We start from the raw sequence: 18786 nt of genomic DNA, 5'->3' as shown, positions 1-18786 counted from the left end.
AGGGGCTGCTGTTGATTGAGGTCAAGGATGTCAGCAAGCGATTTAAGGAGATCGCAGCGGTCCAGCATGTATCGTTTCGGGTCGAGGCAGGCGAGGTATATGGACTTCTCGGCGAAAACGGTGCGGGAAAGACAACGACGATGCGCATGATGGCGACGGTTTTGACCCCGACCGAGGGAGACATCGAGATTAGCGGGTTTTCCGTTCGACAGCAACCGCTTGAAGTGCGTCGCAGAATTGGCATCTTGTTCGGGGGAGATGTAGGTCTCTACAACCGTTTGACAGCGCGGGAAAATATCGCGTACTTCGGTCGTTTATATGGATTGGAGCAAGCGAGGCTTGAGGAGCGCATTGATAGTTTGAGCCGGCTGCTTGAGATGGACGTTTTTTTAGACAGGCGAGTGGGGGCCTTTTCCCGGGGAATGAAGCAAAAGGTAGCGATTGCCCGGACGCTCGTACACGATCCCGATGTCATTCTTCTGGATGAACCGACGACAGGGCTGGATGTTACGGCTGCCACAATCTTTCGAAGAATGGTCAGAAAGCTGCAAGAAGAGGGGAAGACGATTCTGTTCTCCAGTCACAACATGGGCGAGATTAACAAGCTGTGCAAAAGGGTTGCGCTCATGCACAAGGGTAAGCTGCGGTTCGCCGGGGGATTGGATGCGTTGCGCGAGCAGTTTGGGACAGAGGATCTGGACGACATTTTCATGGCTGTCGTGGAAGGGAGCGAAGGCTGATGGGCTCGCATGTCGTTTGGACCGTATTGAAAAAAGAGCTGATGGACTTGTTTCGCGATCGCAAGGCGTGGATGGGGACGCTCCTGGTGCCATTGCTCGTCATTCCGTTCGTCTTCTTTTTGCTGGGAACGTCCTATAGCAATGTGGAAAAAGAAGCGAGGGAGTACATCCCGTTAGCCGTTCAAGGATCATCCTCATTGATTACGGCTTTGCAGAAAAATCCAGCCGTTCAAATCCTGGAGCCGTCCAATCCGGAGCAGGCACTGCAAGCAGGTCAGCTGCGCGCCATTTTGACGATTCCTGCTGGCTTCGATGAAGAGATTGCGGCGGGAAAAACAGCGCAGTTATTGGTTGCCTATGACTCCACCAATCAAAAATCTGTCTATGCTCGTACGTTGATCGAGGAGACAGTTGAGGCTTATAGCAAAGACGTCGTAGCGAAAAGGTTGAACCAAGCGGGCTTGTCCGAGCAGACGATTCAACCGATTGTCTCCACCTTTCAAAATGCAGCCTCTGAGGAAAGGAAGTCGGGAGGGATGCTGGCTGGCATCATTCCGTTGATGTTGGTAGTCTCGCTCGCATCCGCGGGAATGGCCGCAGCGAATGATCTCGTCGCCGGTGAAAAAGAACGGGGAACGCTTGAATCGCTGCTGACGGCGCCAATTGCAGCCCAGCACATTCTCACGGCAAAGCTGTTGGCTGTCATGACCATGAGCATCATGGGGGCAGTGGCATCGCTGATTTCTGTCACGCTGGCCATGCGTCTGGGACCAATGGGGACGGAAGGAGATCATTTTACACTCGCCTTCTTCTCGCCTGTCACTTTGTTGGTCCTCATCGTGACGATTTTGTTGCTGGCGGCATTTTTTGCAGGGTTGGAGCTTGTTTTGAGTACGGTTGCCAAGTCTTTTAAAGAGGGACAGACGTACATGAGTGCTGTCATATTTTTGGCGATGGTCCCGTCGTATATGCTGATGCCAGTCAGTCCGGTCGACATCCCCGCGCATTACTACGTGATGCCCGTGTTCAACGGTGTCGCCCTGTCCAAGGAAGTGTTTTACGGCAAGGTCGACCCAGTGCATGCGCTCCTGGGGATTGGCTCGTTGCTTGTCTATGTAGTCTTCACTATTTTTCTCGCGTCGCGCATATTCCGCAGAGAAGGGGCGGGGTTAAAGCACTGATCGCAAAATTTTCAGACCTGTCGCGTCACTCGTCGCTGTCATTTCGAGAAAGCTGGTGAAATGTTGTGAATCCGCTGTATGTCGGTGTGTTATATATTTTCGGATCGGCTGCTGGCTTTGGCGTCATGTCTATTTTTGCTGTGTACGCATACGAAGCGGGTGTGTCTGTTTCGACGCTCTTGTTTTTGCGGTTTTTATTGGCGACTGCCCTGTTTTTTGGTTTGTTGCTCTGGCGCAAGGAGTCGCTTCGCTTGGATAAAAAACAGGTGCTCGCGATGTTTTGTCTCGGAGGGATTTTGTACACGCTGCAATCCCTTAGCTTTTTCTCTGCGGTACAGTACATCCCGACCTCAATGGCGGCCTTGCTGCTGTACACATTTCCGGTGTTTGTTGCCATACTGAGCTACTTCGTCGAGAAGGAGCGGTTGACGAAAAAGACGGTCATCGCCATGCTGATTACACTCGTTGGTCTTGGACTGGTGCTCGGCTTGTCATTTGGCGGGATTCAGCCGGTTGGCGTATTGCTGGCTCTTGCTGCGGCGTTGTTTTACTCCGTTTATATTGTGGTGGGGAATCGAGTGGTAAAAGGCGTCTCGTCCTATGTAACGTCTGCGTACATCGCCCTGTTTGCTACCATTTCTACTTTTTTCATTGCGCTAAAAGACGGAGGGGTTGATCTGTCTTTTGCGGTACAAGGGTGGTGGGCGCTGCTGGGGATCGTTGTTTTTTCTACGGTGGTCGCCATCAGTTTTTTCTTCCGCGGCTTGCAACTGATCGGGTCAACCAAAGCGTCTGTGCTAAGCACGCTGGAGCCTGTTGTCACGTTTGGGTTTTCTGCGATGTTGTTTGGCGAAGCATTTAGCCTGCTCCAGCTGTTAGGGGGATGTGCAGTGCTCGTCGGTGCTGCGCTGATTGTTTCGGGGAAAGGCGGCGAGCCGGAGCTGGCACCCAGGCAGGCTTCTTCATAAGGTCATACCAAAAAAGACGCTCTAGCTGTGAGGCTTCACGTGCAGGAGCGTCCATTTTTTTATGTGCCCGATCAGGATTCGTTCATCTGTGAACGGATTAACCAGCCTGCACCGTATACACCCGCATCATTGCCGAGTTCGGCAGGAACGATCTCTGTGGACTCGACGACGTAGGTGAACGGAACAAAGCGTTTGAATGATTCACGGATTCGGGAAAAAAGGAATTCTCCTGCTGCGGCGACGCCTCCTCCGATCATAAACTTCGCGGGATTGAGCACATTCGCCAAATGAGAGAGAGCCAGGCCGAGATAGAGCGCCACTTGATCGATAATCGCGAGAGCTGCTGCGTCTCCTGCAACAGCTGCTTCGAGGACATCCTTGGCGGCAATGTTTCCTTTGGTGGCTAGTACAGCAGCAAGCGCCGGGCTTGATCCGTTTGTAGCTGCAAATCGCCCTTCACGAATGATGGCAGTCGCAGACGTATATGTTTCCAGACAACCTGTTTTGCCGCAATTGCAGGGGGCACCGCTATCCGGGGTCATGGTAATGTGCCCGATTTCGCCGCCCACACCGTTGATGCCATGGATGACCTTTCCATTCAAAATGACGCCGCCACCTACACCTGTGCCGAGTGTAATGAGAACGAGGTCTTGCGCACCTTGGCCTGCACCTTGCCACATTTCCCCGAGGGCTGCGACATTGGCATCGTTGTCGACCGCGACTGGCAGACCTGTAAGGGCTTCCAATTTTTCCTTCAATAAAACGGGTTGGCGCCAGTGAAGATTCACCGCTTGGAAGACGATTCCTTTCCCGCCATCTACGGGGCCGGGTACGCCTACACCGATTCCGCAGACTTGCGAAAGAGAATAGTCATGCTGCGCAAGAAGATCATGAGACATGTCTACGACTTTTTGCAAAATGCCATCCTCGCCGTCCGAAACAGGCGTCGGTTCTTGCGTTTTTGTAACCAGTTCGCCGTCTGGCGTAATCAAAGCCATCTTGATTGCAGTGCCACCCACATCTACTCCCACGATGATCTTCTTCACAAGCGTCTCCCCTATCTCCTTGTTTTCCATCTTTTTCTATCTTATCACGCTATATGGAGCATAGCGATTCCCAAAAATGGCTATACAGGATATGATGGAAGAGAGTACCCCCGTGAGCGAGGGAAGGAAGAAGGGATCTGCCTTGAAACGAGCCAGATTAATCTACAATCCAAGCTCCGGCCGGGAGATCGTGCGTCGGCGATTGCCGGAAATCCTCGATTTAATGGAGTCGGCCGGATATGAAACTTCATGCTATGCGACCAGAGGGGAAGATGATGCGACAGAAGAAGCTGCTCGTGCAGTAGCTCGCGGTTTTGACGTCATCCTGGCCGCTGGTGGAGATGGAACCATATATGAAGTAGTCAATGGGATGGCAGAGCAGAAAGCACGTCCATCTCTGGGAATAATCCCCTGCGGAACGAGCAATGATTTTGCCCGGGCGGTCGGTATACCGAAATCGATCACTCGTGCAACGGAGATTGTCGCCAAGGGCAAGAAGAAACGCATTGACCTGGGGCGCATCAACAACCGCTATTTCATGAATATAGCGGGTGGCGGCTCGCTGACGAATTTGACCTACGAGGTCCCGAGCAAGCTGAAAACGCTGATTGGACAAATGGCGTATTACGTCAAAGGTTTGGAGAAGCTGCCGTCGCTGCACCCGATCCGTGTTCGTCTGGAGAGTCGCAAAGAGGTGCTGTTGGATGAAGAAATCATGGTTTTCCTCATCGCCAATAGCCGATCCGTAGGCGGCTTCGACTGGCTTGCTCCAGATGCAGACTTGTCAGACGGCAAGCTGGATGTCATCGTCGTGAAAAAGACGAATATCGCGGAGTTTATTCGCTTGGCCACACAGGCGGTTCGCGGCGAGCACCTGAAGGACCCGAACATCCTGTATTTCCAGGCAGATTATATCAAAGCCACTTCGCCGGGCGGAGAGAAGGTTCAGCTCAATCTGGACGGTGAGCTGGGCGGACAGCTGCCTTGCGTGGTGGAAGCGTTGCCGGGGCATATCGAGTTGTTCGTCCCGTAAGAAGATAGTAAAATGAATAGCAATAGCCGTGGGGATGCCGCTTTTCGCAGTGCATCCCTGCATGCTTCCTGGAGCGAAAACGAAAACCTATAGAGCAGGATAAAAGGAGCAATAGATAGTGGCGAAAACAACAAAGAAGCGGCGCGGTCCGCACCCGACAGCCAAAGTGGAGCTGGACGTCCCTGTACGTGTCGGACAAACCGTGGAAGTGGAGATAACCGGACTGAACCACGAAGGAGCAGGAGTCGGCCGGATTGAAGGATATACACTGTTCGTAGATGGCGCGCTTGCAGGAGAGCGAGTTCATGCGCGCGTCGATCATGTGAAGAAAAACTTCGGCTTTGCCAAGTTGACAGAAGTAGTAGAAGCGAGTACCCATCGCTTCCAGCCGCCCTGTCCGCTGTACGACCGTTGCGGTGGCTGTTCGTTGCAGCATCTCGTATACGAGGAGCAACTGCGACACAAGCAGCAAATCGTGCGGGACAACCTGCGGCGCATTGGTGGTTTCCAGGTCGAAGGAGAAGGGGCCGTTACCGTTCATCCGACACTTGGCATGAGTGATCCGTGGCGTTACCGCAACAAGGCTCAGGTACCGATCGGCGAGGAAAACGGGGCGTTGGTCGGCGGCTTTTACGCGGAGAAATCCCACTCGATCATCGACATGAACGAATGCCTCATTCAGCATCAGGCGAATGATGAAGCAGTGGCAGCCGTGAAGCAGGCGGCGACCAAGCTGAATATCACGGCCTATGACGAAGTGCGCCATTCGGGCTTGCTGCGACATGTGGTTGTTAAGGTTGGCGTCAAGACGGGGGAAGTCATGGTCGTGCTCGTAACGACAGAGGAGCAGATTCCGCAGCGTAATCAGCTGGTGGATGCGATTCGCGCACAAGTCGCTGGCGTGACGAGTATCGTGCAGAACATCAACCCGGATAAGACCAATGTTATTTTTGGCAAAAAGACCGTGACGCTCTGGGGCAGTGATGTGATTTACGATTATATCGGTCCGATCAAGTTTGCCATTTCGGCGCGGTCGTTTTATCAGGTCAATCCTGCGCAGACAGAGGTGCTGTATAACAAGACACTGGAATATGCGGGTGCGACTGGTACGGAGACGGTGATTGATGCGTATTGTGGTATCGGGACGATTTCGCTCTTTTTGGCGCAGAAGTCCAAGCATGTATACGGTGTAGAGATAGTGCCGGAAGCGATTGCGGATGCGAATCGGAATGCGCAGTTGAATGGCGTGGAGAATGCGACGTTTGAGGCAGGGCCTGCGGAGGTTGTCATTCCTGCTTGGAAGGAGAAGGGCATACGGGCGGATGTGATTGTCGTTGACCCGCCGCGCAAAGGCTGTGATGAGGCGTTGTTGACGACGATTTTGGAGATGCAGCCGGAGAGAGTGGTTTATGTTTCTTGTAATCCTTCTACGTTGGCGAGGGATTTGAAGGTGCTTGCGGAGAGGTATGAGGTGAAGGAAGTGCAGCCGGTGGATATGTTTCCGCATACGGGGCATGTGGAGTGCTGTGTGTTACTGGTGAGGGAATAGTTGCAGAAAACAAAAATAGTCCGCAGCTGCCGTACAAAATCTGCTACTTAACAAAATAAGTTGACCGTTGAGTCGACCGAATTTCAGGCATGTACCCTGATTTTCGTTCGGCTCTTTATCCTTCTTTTCCTCTTGCGACTCCAAATTGAGAGCTTCGACCCCTAGTTTTATCAAATTTTCTAGATTTTTTACCCTGTTATTTTTATCCCTAACCTTCAAATCCCTATCGTCATGTATGTAATTGATTTATATTTAAAAGGAGGAAATTTCTGTATAATAAATCTACTATGGCTTTTGATGTGCATAGGGAGATCTACATATTTGATGCTTTTATTTCTCTATTAGCATGAACTTGTGTGGACGGAGGGATATCGTTGGTTAATTATAACTATCACAAATTATTAGAACCTATGGAGTTTCAAAAATTCTCAAGAGATGTCATACAAATGAGAGACAATATTTTTTTAGAGTCATATAAAGAAGGAAAGGATCAAGGGATTGATGGAGGCTACTTTCACCAAGGTAGTACGATTATTTTTCAAGCGAAAAGATGGAAGTGCGATTATAGAATCCTATATAGACATCTCAAAAATGTTGAAAGAGAAAAAGTCGAAAAATTAAATCCTGATAGGTATATTTTGGCGATAGCAATGGATCTTTCTCGGCTAGAAAAAGAAAAAATTAAAGAATTATTTCATCCTTATATTAAAAGTAGCGATGACATTCTTTGTGAAAGTGATTTTAATAATTTGCTTGGGCAAGACAAGTATAAATCGATAGAAAAAAACTACTATAAGTTATGGATGCCAAGTACCAATGTTTTGCAAAATTTGTTAAATAGCACGCAAAACGGTGTGTTGTTATATGAATCCGCAATAGAATTTGAGGAAGCATTGAGAAGAGCGGAAGTATTCGTGAAGACGAAACCATACAATAATGCACTGAGAAAACTTGAGGAAAAGAAAGTTGTTCTTATTTCAGGAGAACCTGGAGTAGGGAAGACCTCAATTGCATATCAATTGGGAATATATTTTATTCAAAGCAAAAGATATACAGCTTTCTATTGGGTTAAATCGGTAGATGATATTTATGTAGCATTAAGAAGTGAAGGAAAAAAAGTCATTGTATTTGATGATTTTTGGGGAAGTATTTTTCAAGAGAGTTCAGTTTCTGGAAAAGATGAGCAGCGATTGGCAAAAATTATTGAACGAATAAAAGACGACAAAAATAGCGTCTTAATATTAACGACTAGAGAATATATTTTAAAACAAGGTTTTAAAAAGCATGCAGACCTTAAAGAGGTTGTTGAAAAGTATAAGCTTGAGTGTAGATTGGATGAATATAGAGATGTTGAAAAAGTAAAGATTTTTTTTGGGCATTTAAAACAGTCAAAATTAACTTGGCAACAAACAGAAGTAATGTTTCACGAACACAAAAAAATAGTAAAACATGCCAATTATAATCCACGAATCATTGAAATGTTTCTACGGAATGTTGATATAGAAAAACATCCCCAAGAAATTGTGGAGAACTTTTGGCATTATTTGGAGCTCCCTGAAAATTTTTGGCAAGCTATATTTAATAATCTATCAACAGAGGCAAAGTTATTATCTATAATTTTATTAATTTCACCAATACCTATCCAGAGTAATAATCTAAAGGAAATGTATAATAGATGCCTGAAACAAATGGATAATGTAATTGAAAAAAAGAGTTTTCAGGAATGCATTGCAGAATTAGAGAGAACGGTTATTAAATCACTAGCTTTTGAAGAAGAGAGTACCATTATTATCAAATTTCAAAATCCTTCAGTACAAGAATTTTTACATAGTTACTTTCATCATCATATAGATCATTATTTTGAAATTTTATTACATGGAATGTGTTATTACAATCAATTAGTATATTTATTAACTGATTTCTCTAATGACCTATCAGATGAGAAATATAGAATAGTATTTAAGAAGTGTATTGATAATTTTGAATCAATGCCTCGGATTACGAAAAATTTTATGGATTTTTTAGATGATAATGAGTTTGAATACTTCGAGGCTAAAATAAATGGAAATAGTACATTTCATCAATTTTATGATTTGATATGTTGTTATGGAATTAGGAAGCTAAGCGAGTATCAAGCTTTTTTTGAAAAGTATATAAAAAAATTCAGTAGCCAATTAGGAAATTTCGACCTGGTAATTGAAGATGAAGATCTTGATATTTATCCTCATGTGATAAAAAAGTGTATTTCCATTGGAATTTCCTTTAGTGGTTTAAATATAATCAAAGCTTATTATGATAGAATTTGTTATGGAAATCGGTTTCTAGACATCATTGATTTTAAGGGGGTTTTTCCCGAGGAGTATCAAGTTTTCCTCAAAGACTATAGAGAGAAAATTAAAACTTATTTGGAAGAATATTATATTGACAAGCTGTATTATTATTTGGAAATGGATGATGTTTCGTATTGCAAATATTTATGTTCCGAAATTCCAAAGCAGTTGGATATTTACGGACTTGCATATACTTCGGAGTTTAAATCAATAATTGAAGAATATTTGGGGGCATTGGATGAAGCTGCTGCGGTAGTAGAAGAATGTGATGATTATCAAGAAGAGAATCAAGTTGGAGAATCAGAATTAGCCTATAATGAAGTAGTTAATATTTTCAAAAACGATATTTTTGGCGAAAAGCCTTTCTTTTGGGAAGAAGATTTACAAGATTATATTCGAAATAGTGTATTAAGTGAGTCTTTAAAAAATGAACTGTTAGAATTAAAAGAAAAGGATGAATGCTGGTATATTCATGAATTTTTAAAAGATGAAATGTCATTTTTGTTTCTAGAACGAAACTTAATTGACGAGGGAGTGTTATATAAGAATGCAATGTTGTTTACTTTTCAGCTAATCGCCAATATGTCATCCTGTAGTGATATACCCAACCAACAATTAATTGGATTTCTTATAGAGATTTGTCCAGATATTATGTATCGCGGAAGTGCAATGTTAACCAAAGAAGAAATAATGTCGACAGAAGCATACAAAATACATTTTGAAGATGAGGAACAATTTTTTGAGCAATTAGTAAAATGCGGATTGTTTGTTGAACAAGGAAAATGGTACGAATTAGTCAATATCCTTCTTGTTATGATGCCGTTTAGTTTGTTTATCGCAAATTTGGAACAGGAGGAAAAAATTGATTATTATAATTCAATGAATCTGGAAAAAGAAGGGCCAGTATTACGAGTTAGGAAAAAGAAAACAAGTGCAGTGGAGGGTAACATTTATACAGCAGATATAGGATTCTATTATTTTCAAAACACTGATTGGGAAAGAGTGTTTTTTAAGATGTTCTTTGAGTTCGATCAGGCTGATTATCTTGAATATTACGTGATACCGATGACTCATACTTATTTCCAGGAAGTAAAAAGGGATACAGACATAGAGACAGTTGCAATTGTTCTTAAGAATTTGGAATTCACGATTGACATTAATAGAGATGGTGAAAATGTTGGTGATCAGACGTCTGTTCCTCCAGTGTGGAGAGTCATTGAAAGTCTTGATATTGGATACATTTTTGACTTGGTCCCTTATAATTTCTCAGAGGAGCAAATGAATTATATAGCTAAAAATTTTGAAATAATCCGGGAAGGAGAAAGAGAGATATATCGTATTAATTTTGGACGATTAGAGAACATAGAGATAATTTCGGAATTAGAAATAGATAAATCTGCTCAGAGAGTCTTCAAAAAATATATGAAGCTCTGCAAATTTGTTAGTTAAATTAATAAGGAATTAGAGTGTGGTTTTTGGCTAGGGCGTTTAAAGCCCATAGATTAAAAAGGTTAAAAACATTAAAACAAGTAAATTCGGTCGCATCAAGGCAGTCAATTTTACGCAATCTACACATGTGGAGTGTTGCTCACTGTTGGTGAGAAAAGAATAATATTAAGATGAATCAGTGCAGGCCCTTCCCATATGTGGAGGGGTTTTTGATTTAATATACTGAACTTTATTTTAAGGGGGAGTTTAAATGCAGAATTCGCGTGCTTTAAATAATTTTGTAGTCAAACAGGTTGGCAACAAAAAATGTATCGAATTCGTTACAGGTGGAAAAAACCAGGTTGGAGTTATTGTAGGTGTAGAGACTTGGAAAAATTATTTGCATAAATATCATTGAAAACACTATTGGCCATTAAATAATAATCCGTTAGATAATAGAATTGCGAATTTTAGGATATATAATAGCAAATTGAATTCTACTAATGTACGAAGTAAATATGCAGATGAAGGTTTGCATTTAATTATCCGCAGATAAATAAAGTAAATGGTGAAAGTGTTTATGGATTTAAAGTTCATACTAATATTTTTGATGAAACAGTCTATAAACAGTTGAGGAAGCAATAGAATACCGTGATAGTGTAATACTTCCTTACAAAGAGACTAGATTAAATGAACTAATAAAGAAAACTAGGGATATAGAGTTTGAAAGGGGGTTAAGAGATAAACTAAACAATAATGAAGAGGAAGAAATAATTAGAATATTAGAGTAGAGAGATATAATTTCAAAGTAACCAAATGTAAAAACTAATTTCAAAGTGAAAAAAACTGTTATTTAGCACACAAGAAAAACATAAGGTATGTTTTATTATTTTCTTATACGGTATCACTCATACAAGGGGGTAATAATATGAAAATGCCTGTAGGATATCTTATATATCATCCCGGAAGATGTAGTTCTAATTTTAAGGGGACCATAGTTCATTTTGACCAGCCAAAACACAATCAGGACCCTTATATTTGGAATAAACAATTTCTGCATTCAACATGCCATATTACTCAAATGCGTACAGAGCCTGGACAGATAAATTTTTGGGTTTCTGGAGACTCTTTCCCTTATTTTAATAGACTTTATTGTGATCTGATTTTTGTTGTCAAAAGTAAAATATATTGGGAAAATAAGGATTATATAGATCCAACAGATGAGTTGGTTGATAATTTACATTCTTATAATGATCATTATTATCATATACCTATTGATCACCCGTACAAACGAAGAAGAAGGTATACTCTAAAGGCTGATCAAGAATTAAGTTTTCAACCGCAAGATAAAACTGGCTGTTTGATTGATTTACTGCCTATACTCAATAAATATGGGTTTTCTACGAGTCAGTTACACATTGACTTTAAATCGGGGATAGGTTCAAGACCAATAAAATTATTAAATGATCAAATTGTTAAATATATATACGATGATATATTTAAACATGCGGAAGTAAAGCTTTTTGGGAAGGATCTAGAAAAGATAAGACTAGAAAATTCTCAGCTAGCTAGTCCTCGCTAATTTTTAATAACAAAAAATGGATTTTATAGGTTTAAAATTGTTTTCAATTCCTAGAGACTACAATCTGTTAATTCTGAATGCAACTAAGGTAATCGAATACACAGAACAGACGGAAAATTAGATAATTAAAAAGTAGTTACTATATTTTGCATCGAATTTATACAGGAAGATAGAAACTTGTCCCCTAACCCCAAAAGTTAATCACCGAAAGCGATGCGAAATGCTTGAATTTTGATGATTAAATGCTATTTGAAAACGTATTATCAAGACCTCGTGTACTTATATTGATTAAAATGGGATTGACTAATTATATACTTCGCGCTATATTTATGTTGCGAAGTATATTATGATTCGCGTTAGATAACTATATAGTATGGAGGGCATCATCGTGAAGTTCTTACTCTTTAATGATGCCCGTGGTTACTTCCCTGTCACTGATTATTTATCGAAATTAAACGGAAAGGAGAAAAACAAAATTGACCGATACATAAGCATCTTAGAAGAGCATGGTACACGTATCGGAGCACCATATGTTGACCACGTTGATGGGAAGATTTGGGAACTACGCCCCGGCAATTACCGTATTCTTTTCTTCATTTGGGGCAATAAAATGGTAGCCACAAGTGCTTTCCGAAAAAAGGGACAGAAAACTCCTGAGTCGGAAAAACAATTAGCTAAGGCAAGGTACAGTGACTGGATTCAACGCTACGGGCAAAGGTAGAGTTAGGGGGCTTCTCCCCTCTCTACCCCAACAGGAGGAAGAGCTTGATGCCTGTAAATAAGGAGGATATAGATGACAAAAGAAAGGAGCTATCACTCGTTAACAAATTCAAGTGGATTTGTACATTGGTCGGATATTCGGAGTGATTTCATAAATAATGAAACACAAATAAAGAATGATTTATTTGCAAAAATAATTGGTAGTTTAGTGATGAGAAGAAAACAACTTAAATTAACCCAGGTAGACTTAGCAAAAAAAATCGGAATTACCCAATCAACTTTAGCACGGATTGAAGTAGGAGATTCGATTCCAAAATTAGATACGTTTTATAAACTTGTGATGGCATTAGAGTTAAACATTGTATTGATACCTAGGGAGGTTGAGGGATTCTCGGAAGAAGAAGCTATGTCCAACTTTTTTAACACAGTGGATAAAAGATAAAGGAGAGATTAGCATTGAGACATATAACCTATGATTTGATGAGAATTTTATTAAATATAATTTGTAACCCCAAACACAATATTATTTTAAATAATATAAAGTATGATTTTTTAAAATGAAAAAGATAACTTTTATTTTATATAGTTGATATTTCAAATACGTTTATATTAAATAAAAATAAATCCCTTAGAAATCAAAATAATTTCTAGGGGATTTTTTAGGGGTTTGAAAAAACTCTGTATAAAACTCCTAACTTCTAAACTAGGGACTGACCCCTATCCGTAGGACAGGGATCAAAACACCATTGCAAATTAAGCAACCAATTGTCGATATTCAATCGGTGACTGGTTGTTTAGTTTCGTTTGAATGCGAATTGCGTTATAGTAATAAATGTAGTTTCGAACGATCTGTACAACGATGGCCGTCGTTGTACAGGTAAAATCTTCGAGATAGAACGTTTCAGACTTTAGTGTGGAATGAAACGATTCTATGGGGGCATTATCAGCAGGTGTACCTTTACGGGACATACTCATGGTAATGCCTTTTTCCTTTACAGCCTGTTGATACGCATTGGATGTATAAACGGAACCTTGATCACTATGTAGCATGCAGCGCTCCACTGCAGGCAACTGGTTCAACGTATCTAAAACCAAATTTGTATCTTGTGTGTCTCCAATACTGTATGCGATGATCTCACCGTTGTACAAGTCCATGATGCTAGACAAATACAACATTTTCTTACCAAAAGGCAGGTAAGTAATATCCGTAACTAGCTTTTGCAATGGCTGTTCCGCACGAAAATCACGTTTCAAAAGATAATCAGCAACCTGGAACGGTTGTCCGGTTCCCTTTCGTTTTTTCACTTTCACTCGACATTGCAAGCCTTCTTCTCTCATGATCCGTTGCACTCGTTTATGATTCACTTGCATCTCTCGGCGTAAAAGCGCTGTAATTTTGCGGTATCCATAGCGAAATTTATGTGCTAGGCACAACTCCCGAATACGTGTCACTATTGGATTCGAAATCTGTTGTGTATTCATTTGATGTTTCCAGCGATAATAGGTGGAACGAGCAATGCCCAGCCATTGACACGCTAGTTGTATTGAGACCCCTCCTTTTATGGAATCCATCCATCGGACTGCTGCTTCTGGCGACACCTCCTTTCCCACTCCTTGTACTTTTTTAAGACATCCAATTGTTGCTTTAAGAAGCGATTTTCCTGTTTCAACCTTTCAACTTCAGATGTAACTTCTGGTCCTTTCCCATAGGTGTATTGTTTACCTACCGGTTGTTCAAAGCGATGAGTTTCCCTGTTTCTATACCAACGTAACCATGTTTCCACTTGCGTTTTGTTCTTGATACAAAGTTGTTCCATTACTTCTCTCACTGATTGGCCTCTCAGCCTCATTTCAACAGCCTTTAATTTGATTTCCGTTGGATAACTTACTCTCGTTGACACAGAAAAAACACCTCCAAGTTGTCCCCATATCTTACGACATGGTCGCATTCTCTTGAAGGTGTTTTGATTTGTTTCACGTTATGGGGTCAGTCCCCATAGCCTTCGCTAATGCGAGGGCCTTTTTTGTGTGCTTGCTTAAGCAGAAGCGAATTAATGCGAAGGAATAGCAGAGACGGAGCTTGAGAACCCGAAAATATTTAGGAAAAAATCCCTGGAACTTTTTAGTATGCCAAGACGTCATAACAGGTGAATATCATAAACGTAGTGAGCCGATAGTGCTCAAACGATTATCAAAGGATGTTTAGCTATCGGTGTTCCATGGACCAGAAAGGGAACTGTTGGGATAACGCTCCAATGGAGAGCTTTTGGGCAAAGCCAAGCAATAATGGCTTAATGGTAAGCTTTTCAAAATACGCCAATGAAGTGCGTACGGCAGTGTTTTGGCATATTGAATCCTACTATCACCGCAAAAAAATTATACGCAGTAAATAGCCATATGATGTCTGAAGAGATTGTGACACAATCAAAAAAATAAAAAGGAGTGTGAAATATGAAAAAAATATTATTGGTTTGTATCATGATCATGTTGATGCTAGCATCGGCTTGTGGAAATGTTGAAATGACATCAAATCCAAATACTTCTAGTGAGCCTAAATCTGAAACGGATGAGTCTATTATTCCAAAAAACACATCCGATTGTACTGTAGAACGTATAAATTTGGATAGTGAAACTGAAAAATATTTCTATGGAACTTGGAAAGTTGAGAAGCTTTTAGGATTTGCAAATTCATATAATGATGCTTCTGAATATCCAACAGGGCAAAAATTTATTGGAGATGAAATTATAATCAAAAAAGACTTTTTTTCATCAAAAGGACTTAAAAACTATAAGAAATATCAATATGAACTAAAAAATCCATTATATGAGTTTACAGCGACATGCTATAACTCTGACTCTTTTTATAGATTATATAAAATAGATATCCCAGACTTAAATATAAATGATGTAGTAAAAGTAATAGATATAAGTGACCCTTCTACAAAAATGAGCATACCTGTAAGTGTAGGTTTTTTTGTTGTTAATAACGATAGGCTTATCTTGTTATCAGAGGCAACTATTTTTGAGCTTAAAAAAATTACTGATTAAATGAATGAAGGTTATGTAATAAGTTCTGGGCTAATAGAATAGAAATTATCCAGGAAGGTAAGGATATCCTATAAGCGATTCTGAAAATGCCTGTGAATATAATTTTTTAAACAAGAAAGGTCAGCCTTTAGGCTGACCTTTCTTGTTAATGTCGTAAAACGATTAAACTATAGTGTATATACTGGATATTTGTGAGTATATTTCATATCTTTACAAAATAAAGTTGCTTCTTCATTTCTTCTTGTTTTCAAATTTTTATCATATGAAAATGCTTTGCTGACTAATTTTGAACAAGTATCACTTTGAGCTGGTGTAAGTGGGCCAATAAAAGGATATATCAACGCATGGGCAAGCATAGCTTCTACATCATCGGTTGTTAGCACCCCAGGACCTGCATTAAAAGCTAACGAAACAAGTGCATCAAACTGAGATTGTGTAAATTGACAACCTGTAGGAAGTTTTAAATCATTTACTGCCTTTACAGCCTTTGCAGTATCACTAGTAAAAAAAGAATCTGCCTTAGACTGAGAAATTGGTGAAGTATAACCTAGATTTAAAGAGTTTGATAGAGCATCAGCTTGTACTTGGGATAGAAGAGAATCATTTGGATTACCTGTTGTATTTTTAGTATATGTTTTAGTCTTTGTAATCAAATGTCCCCATCCAACTGTTGGATACCCATAAGGATCTCCATAAAATTTCAAGGAAAATCCCTCATGTTTTTTGATAAGGTTTGCTCCACCTGTGCCTAAAGAAAAATTTGACATAATAACACTCCTTTGTATTGTTATTAGCGACTATTTTGAGCGCTCAACTCATCGCCTTCACCCTTGTAGGTAAAAAAACAAAGTAAAATACAACCACCTCTAAGAAATTTTTTTGCTTTTTGGAAAAAGCCTTACACTTGCTTAAATTGTTTAAAAAGTGAATCAATCACTCGAAAGCCTTTGCACTCAAACGAACGAATTTTTAACAGATAAAAATCTATAATTTTTAGGGACCAAAGAACAACAAAAAAGAAGAATCCGATACAAGATCGGATTCCTAAGCTCAACATGTGAGGTGGGCCAGCGTATAAAACGGTCAAAATATTGATCTACCCCTAATTATTGTTGTCATAATACCATTCAGCGGCTTTTCGAAAGACATCTTCTTTTCTTGCCCACATCTCGCTTGTTTCCCCGGGCTGGTACCAAGGTTCCGGGAAAGGACCCCCGGATCGATTCGTCGGACATAGATCTTGATCAGAAGAGAGAATTGTGCCTTTTACATGAACTCCATTTTTTATAACGCAACCGATGCGAATTGCATTTCTTCAACCAAGGTCATATTGGATTCTCTGGGCAGCACCAACCGCCATCGCTTTCTTATCTTTTTTTTCTACGAACAACGGGGCGTACAATCCTTTTCGTTAACACACCCTGAGCATCGCGTACAGCTCTGGCGAAAACCAACGGTCTCTCAATCTTTTCATAGTGGATATACCACAGATTTGGATTGGTAAACAGCCAGTGGTTATGCAAAGCAGTAACCTTTATGCCATGACTTCGGAGACGCGAGATAAATGGGTTAATCTCACGTGTAAGGATAACTGTTTCTCCCAGACAAAGTGCAGTGCCATTCTCCCTAATGCTCTCAAAAGAGTGGAATTGGGGGATGGTCAACGCAGAGTTCGACCGTCTTCCTAGAATCGTAGCTCTTATATTGGTCCTTAGGGTCTGGGCAGTACAAACACCATTAACGACTGTCGCCTCTGCATTCAGAATTTGAGCAAATCTACGGCATAGTGGGCTAATTGCCAAGTTGCATACCTCCATATTCTTATGATCATGATTAACATATGAGGGATGAAAGCGAATGGTACAGGCATTCAGCGTGCGTAAAATACCTATTTTTAGAAGATTGGGTATGTCATGTAGTATTTCGAGAGTGAAGGTAAATAAAATGGCTCGTACGGTGTGGTCGGTTCACGATAGCAATGATGAAAAGAGGCTGATGTAGCATCAGCCTCTAAGCAAAGATTTAGCAGACTTTCATTCTTCCTACCTATTAACTGACTTGTGGACAATTAGGGACGCCGATCAGTTTGAGCAGGTTATAAACTTCGCTCGAAATAGGGACAGTAACTTCGATCCCATTGAGCTTAACAACAGAAAAGAAACTTCCGTCAGATTCAAATACACAAACAACTAATGTTACCATTTATCCTCTTCCTTTCTCCATAAAGCAGGGAGATATTAGTTTTGTCCTCCCTGATAGTAAGTTATGGAGTTGGGAAGGTAAGTGACAGTGCTTGTATCACGTCTTGGTAATTTTTGGGTATTTATCGTAAAAACAAATGTATGTAAAGATCGCGACAGTAGTCATCAGAGGAAGTGGATCTATGCTTCTCTGAAAGATATGATGGGATAGCAACACGGAAGAGCTTGGTTATTGTTGATACGTAAAGATATAATCGATATACTCTTTTGCACTGCGATTGATTTCCTCATCGCTCGCTTGAAATGAAGCTCCGAAGACAGCAAAATAGGGTAATGCCACAGCGCCCACATGTACTGTACTGGCTTTGAAAGGTGTAATCACTTCATCCACGGTAAAAGAAACAGAGCCCTCTGGCGAATAATTTTCTTTTTTATCGCCGATGGACATGGCAAGTCCTACCTTTTTGCCTTTAAGCTTGTCACCAGTTGATCCATAAGCCCATCCGTAAGAAAAAACATCGTCAAACCACTTTTTCAATAAAGGCGGATAACTGTACCAATACAACGGGAATTGCAAGATAACATGGTTGTATGCCTCTAATAGACGTTGCTCTCTAGGAACCTCCATGTTCCAGTCAGGATACTCTTTGTAAATCTCATGAATGGTAATATCGTTTGGGTATTGCAGCAGCTCTTCTTTCCAGCGCTGGTTCACGCTTGAAGCCTCTATGTTCGGGTGTGCCAAAATCACCAATGTTTTCATTATAATAACTCCCTTCTCAGTCCAAAATCCCCAAAGTGCCTTGCCTCTTTTTTGAATATCATCATTATCTTGCAGGCATAAAAAAAAGAAAATACACACAATAAAGTAAGATGGTTACCTCAAGGTGTGTACTGGACTCCCAAAAATAAATATGCAACAATCAATTTTTATACTGATGTTACAAGATCAGCATGAAC

General features: G+C 41.1%; 16 protein-coding genes. 11 read left to right on the top strand and 5 right to left on the bottom strand.

Going from position 1 to position 18786, the window contains the following annotated elements; genetic code table 11:
- The first annotated feature begins 11 nt into the window (after positions 1-11).
- The 3 genes from EL268_RS26610 to EL268_RS26600 all read left to right on the top strand — a co-directional run bounded on the left by EL268_RS26610 (position 12) and on the right by EL268_RS26600 (position 2889).
- The gene (locus tag EL268_RS26610) at positions 12-740 is read left to right on the top strand and encodes an ABC transporter ATP-binding protein (RefSeq protein WP_106652303.1); all 729 of its coding nucleotides are present in this window, start codon (positions 12-14) and stop codon (positions 738-740) included.
- On the top strand, positions 740-1921 hold the full coding sequence (locus EL268_RS26605; protein ID WP_106652304.1) for an ABC transporter permease: 1182 nt from the start codon (positions 740-742) through the stop codon (positions 1919-1921). The genes EL268_RS26610 and EL268_RS26605 overlap by 1 nt, the downstream gene beginning before the upstream one ends.
- A 65-nt stretch (positions 1922-1986) precedes the next feature.
- Positions 1987-2889: a DMT family transporter gene (locus tag EL268_RS26600; RefSeq protein WP_106652305.1), complete on the top strand. Its 903-nt coding sequence runs from the start codon at positions 1987-1989 to the stop codon at positions 2887-2889.
- A 71-nt stretch (positions 2890-2960) separates the two neighbouring features.
- Here EL268_RS26600 and EL268_RS26595 read toward each other — a convergent pair whose 3' ends face one another.
- A complete protein-coding gene (locus EL268_RS26595) occupies positions 2961-3935 on the bottom strand; it encodes an ROK family glucokinase (RefSeq protein ID WP_106652401.1) in 975 nt (324 codons plus the stop codon).
- A 142-nt stretch (positions 3936-4077) separates the two neighbouring features.
- Here EL268_RS26595 and EL268_RS26590 point away from each other — a divergent pair, with 142 nt between their 5' ends.
- The 7 genes from EL268_RS26590 to EL268_RS26565 all read left to right on the top strand — a co-directional run bounded on the left by EL268_RS26590 (position 4078) and on the right by EL268_RS26565 (position 13019).
- Positions 4078-4968 carry a diacylglycerol kinase gene (locus tag EL268_RS26590; RefSeq protein WP_106652402.1) on the top strand — a complete coding sequence of 297 codons (891 nt, stop codon included), beginning with the start codon at positions 4078-4080 and terminating at the stop codon, positions 4966-4968.
- Between the two features lie 118 nt (positions 4969-5086).
- A complete protein-coding gene (rlmD, locus tag EL268_RS26585; RefSeq protein ID WP_106652306.1) occupies positions 5087-6517 on the top strand; it encodes a 23S rRNA (uracil(1939)-C(5))-methyltransferase RlmD in 1431 nt (476 codons plus the stop codon).
- Between the two features lie 374 nt (positions 6518-6891).
- The gene (locus EL268_RS26580; RefSeq protein ID WP_106652308.1) at positions 6892-10296 is read left to right on the top strand and encodes an nSTAND3 domain-containing NTPase; all 3405 of its coding nucleotides are present in this window, start codon (positions 6892-6894) and stop codon (positions 10294-10296) included.
- A 250-nt stretch (positions 10297-10546) separates the two neighbouring features.
- Positions 10547-10693: a hypothetical protein gene (locus EL268_RS33010; protein ID WP_164724531.1), complete on the top strand. Its 147-nt coding sequence runs from the start codon at positions 10547-10549 to the stop codon at positions 10691-10693.
- A gap of 510 nt (positions 10694-11203) precedes the next feature.
- Positions 11204-11857 carry a hypothetical protein gene (locus tag EL268_RS26575; RefSeq protein ID WP_197724036.1) on the top strand — a complete coding sequence of 218 codons (654 nt, stop codon included), beginning with the start codon at positions 11204-11206 and terminating at the stop codon, positions 11855-11857.
- 388 nt (positions 11858-12245) lie between these two features.
- Positions 12246-12578, top strand: a complete 333-nt coding sequence (locus EL268_RS26570; protein WP_197724035.1) for a type II toxin-antitoxin system RelE/ParE family toxin — start codon at positions 12246-12248, stop codon at positions 12576-12578.
- 72 nt (positions 12579-12650) lie between these two features.
- A complete protein-coding gene (locus tag EL268_RS26565) occupies positions 12651-13019 on the top strand; it encodes a helix-turn-helix domain-containing protein (RefSeq protein WP_106652310.1) in 369 nt (122 codons plus the stop codon).
- Positions 13020-13330: 311 nt separating this feature from the next.
- Here the strand turns inward: EL268_RS26565 and EL268_RS26560 are convergent.
- Positions 13331-14478, bottom strand: a protein-coding gene (locus EL268_RS26560; RefSeq protein WP_106652311.1) for an IS3 family transposase whose coding sequence is annotated in 2 segments (ribosomal slippage) — positions 13331-14208 and positions 14208-14478 — 1149 coding nt in all. Because the reading frame shifts where the segments join, the coding sequence is not laid out codon by codon here.
- A 550-nt stretch (positions 14479-15028) separates the two neighbouring features.
- On the opposite strand from EL268_RS26560, the gene EL268_RS26555 reads away from it, so the two are divergent.
- A complete protein-coding gene (locus tag EL268_RS26555; protein WP_106652312.1) occupies positions 15029-15625 on the top strand; it encodes a hypothetical protein in 597 nt (198 codons plus the stop codon).
- 167 nt (positions 15626-15792) lie between these two features.
- Here the strand turns inward: EL268_RS26555 and EL268_RS26550 are convergent, their stop codons facing one another.
- From EL268_RS26550 to EL268_RS26540, 3 genes are all read right to left on the bottom strand, one after another.
- Positions 15793-16392: a lysozyme gene (locus EL268_RS26550; protein WP_106652313.1), complete on the bottom strand. Its 600-nt coding sequence runs from the start codon at positions 16390-16392 to the stop codon at positions 15793-15795.
- A gap of 600 nt (positions 16393-16992) precedes the next feature.
- The gene (locus tag EL268_RS26545) at positions 16993-17442 is read right to left on the bottom strand and encodes a DUF1259 domain-containing protein (RefSeq protein ID WP_232030090.1); all 450 of its coding nucleotides are present in this window, start codon (positions 17440-17442) and stop codon (positions 16993-16995) included.
- 613 nt (positions 17443-18055) lie between these two features.
- Complete coding sequence (locus EL268_RS26540) at positions 18056-18589, bottom strand: NAD(P)H-dependent oxidoreductase (RefSeq protein WP_106652315.1); 534 nt, start codon at positions 18587-18589, stop codon at positions 18056-18058.
- Positions 18590-18786 lie beyond the last annotated feature (197 nt).

This window comes from Brevibacillus brevis (genome assembly GCF_900637055.1).
Lineage (GTDB): Bacteria > Bacillota > Bacilli > Brevibacillales > Brevibacillaceae > Brevibacillus > Brevibacillus brevis.
This window is presented reverse-complemented; position numbering and strand designations above follow the sequence as displayed.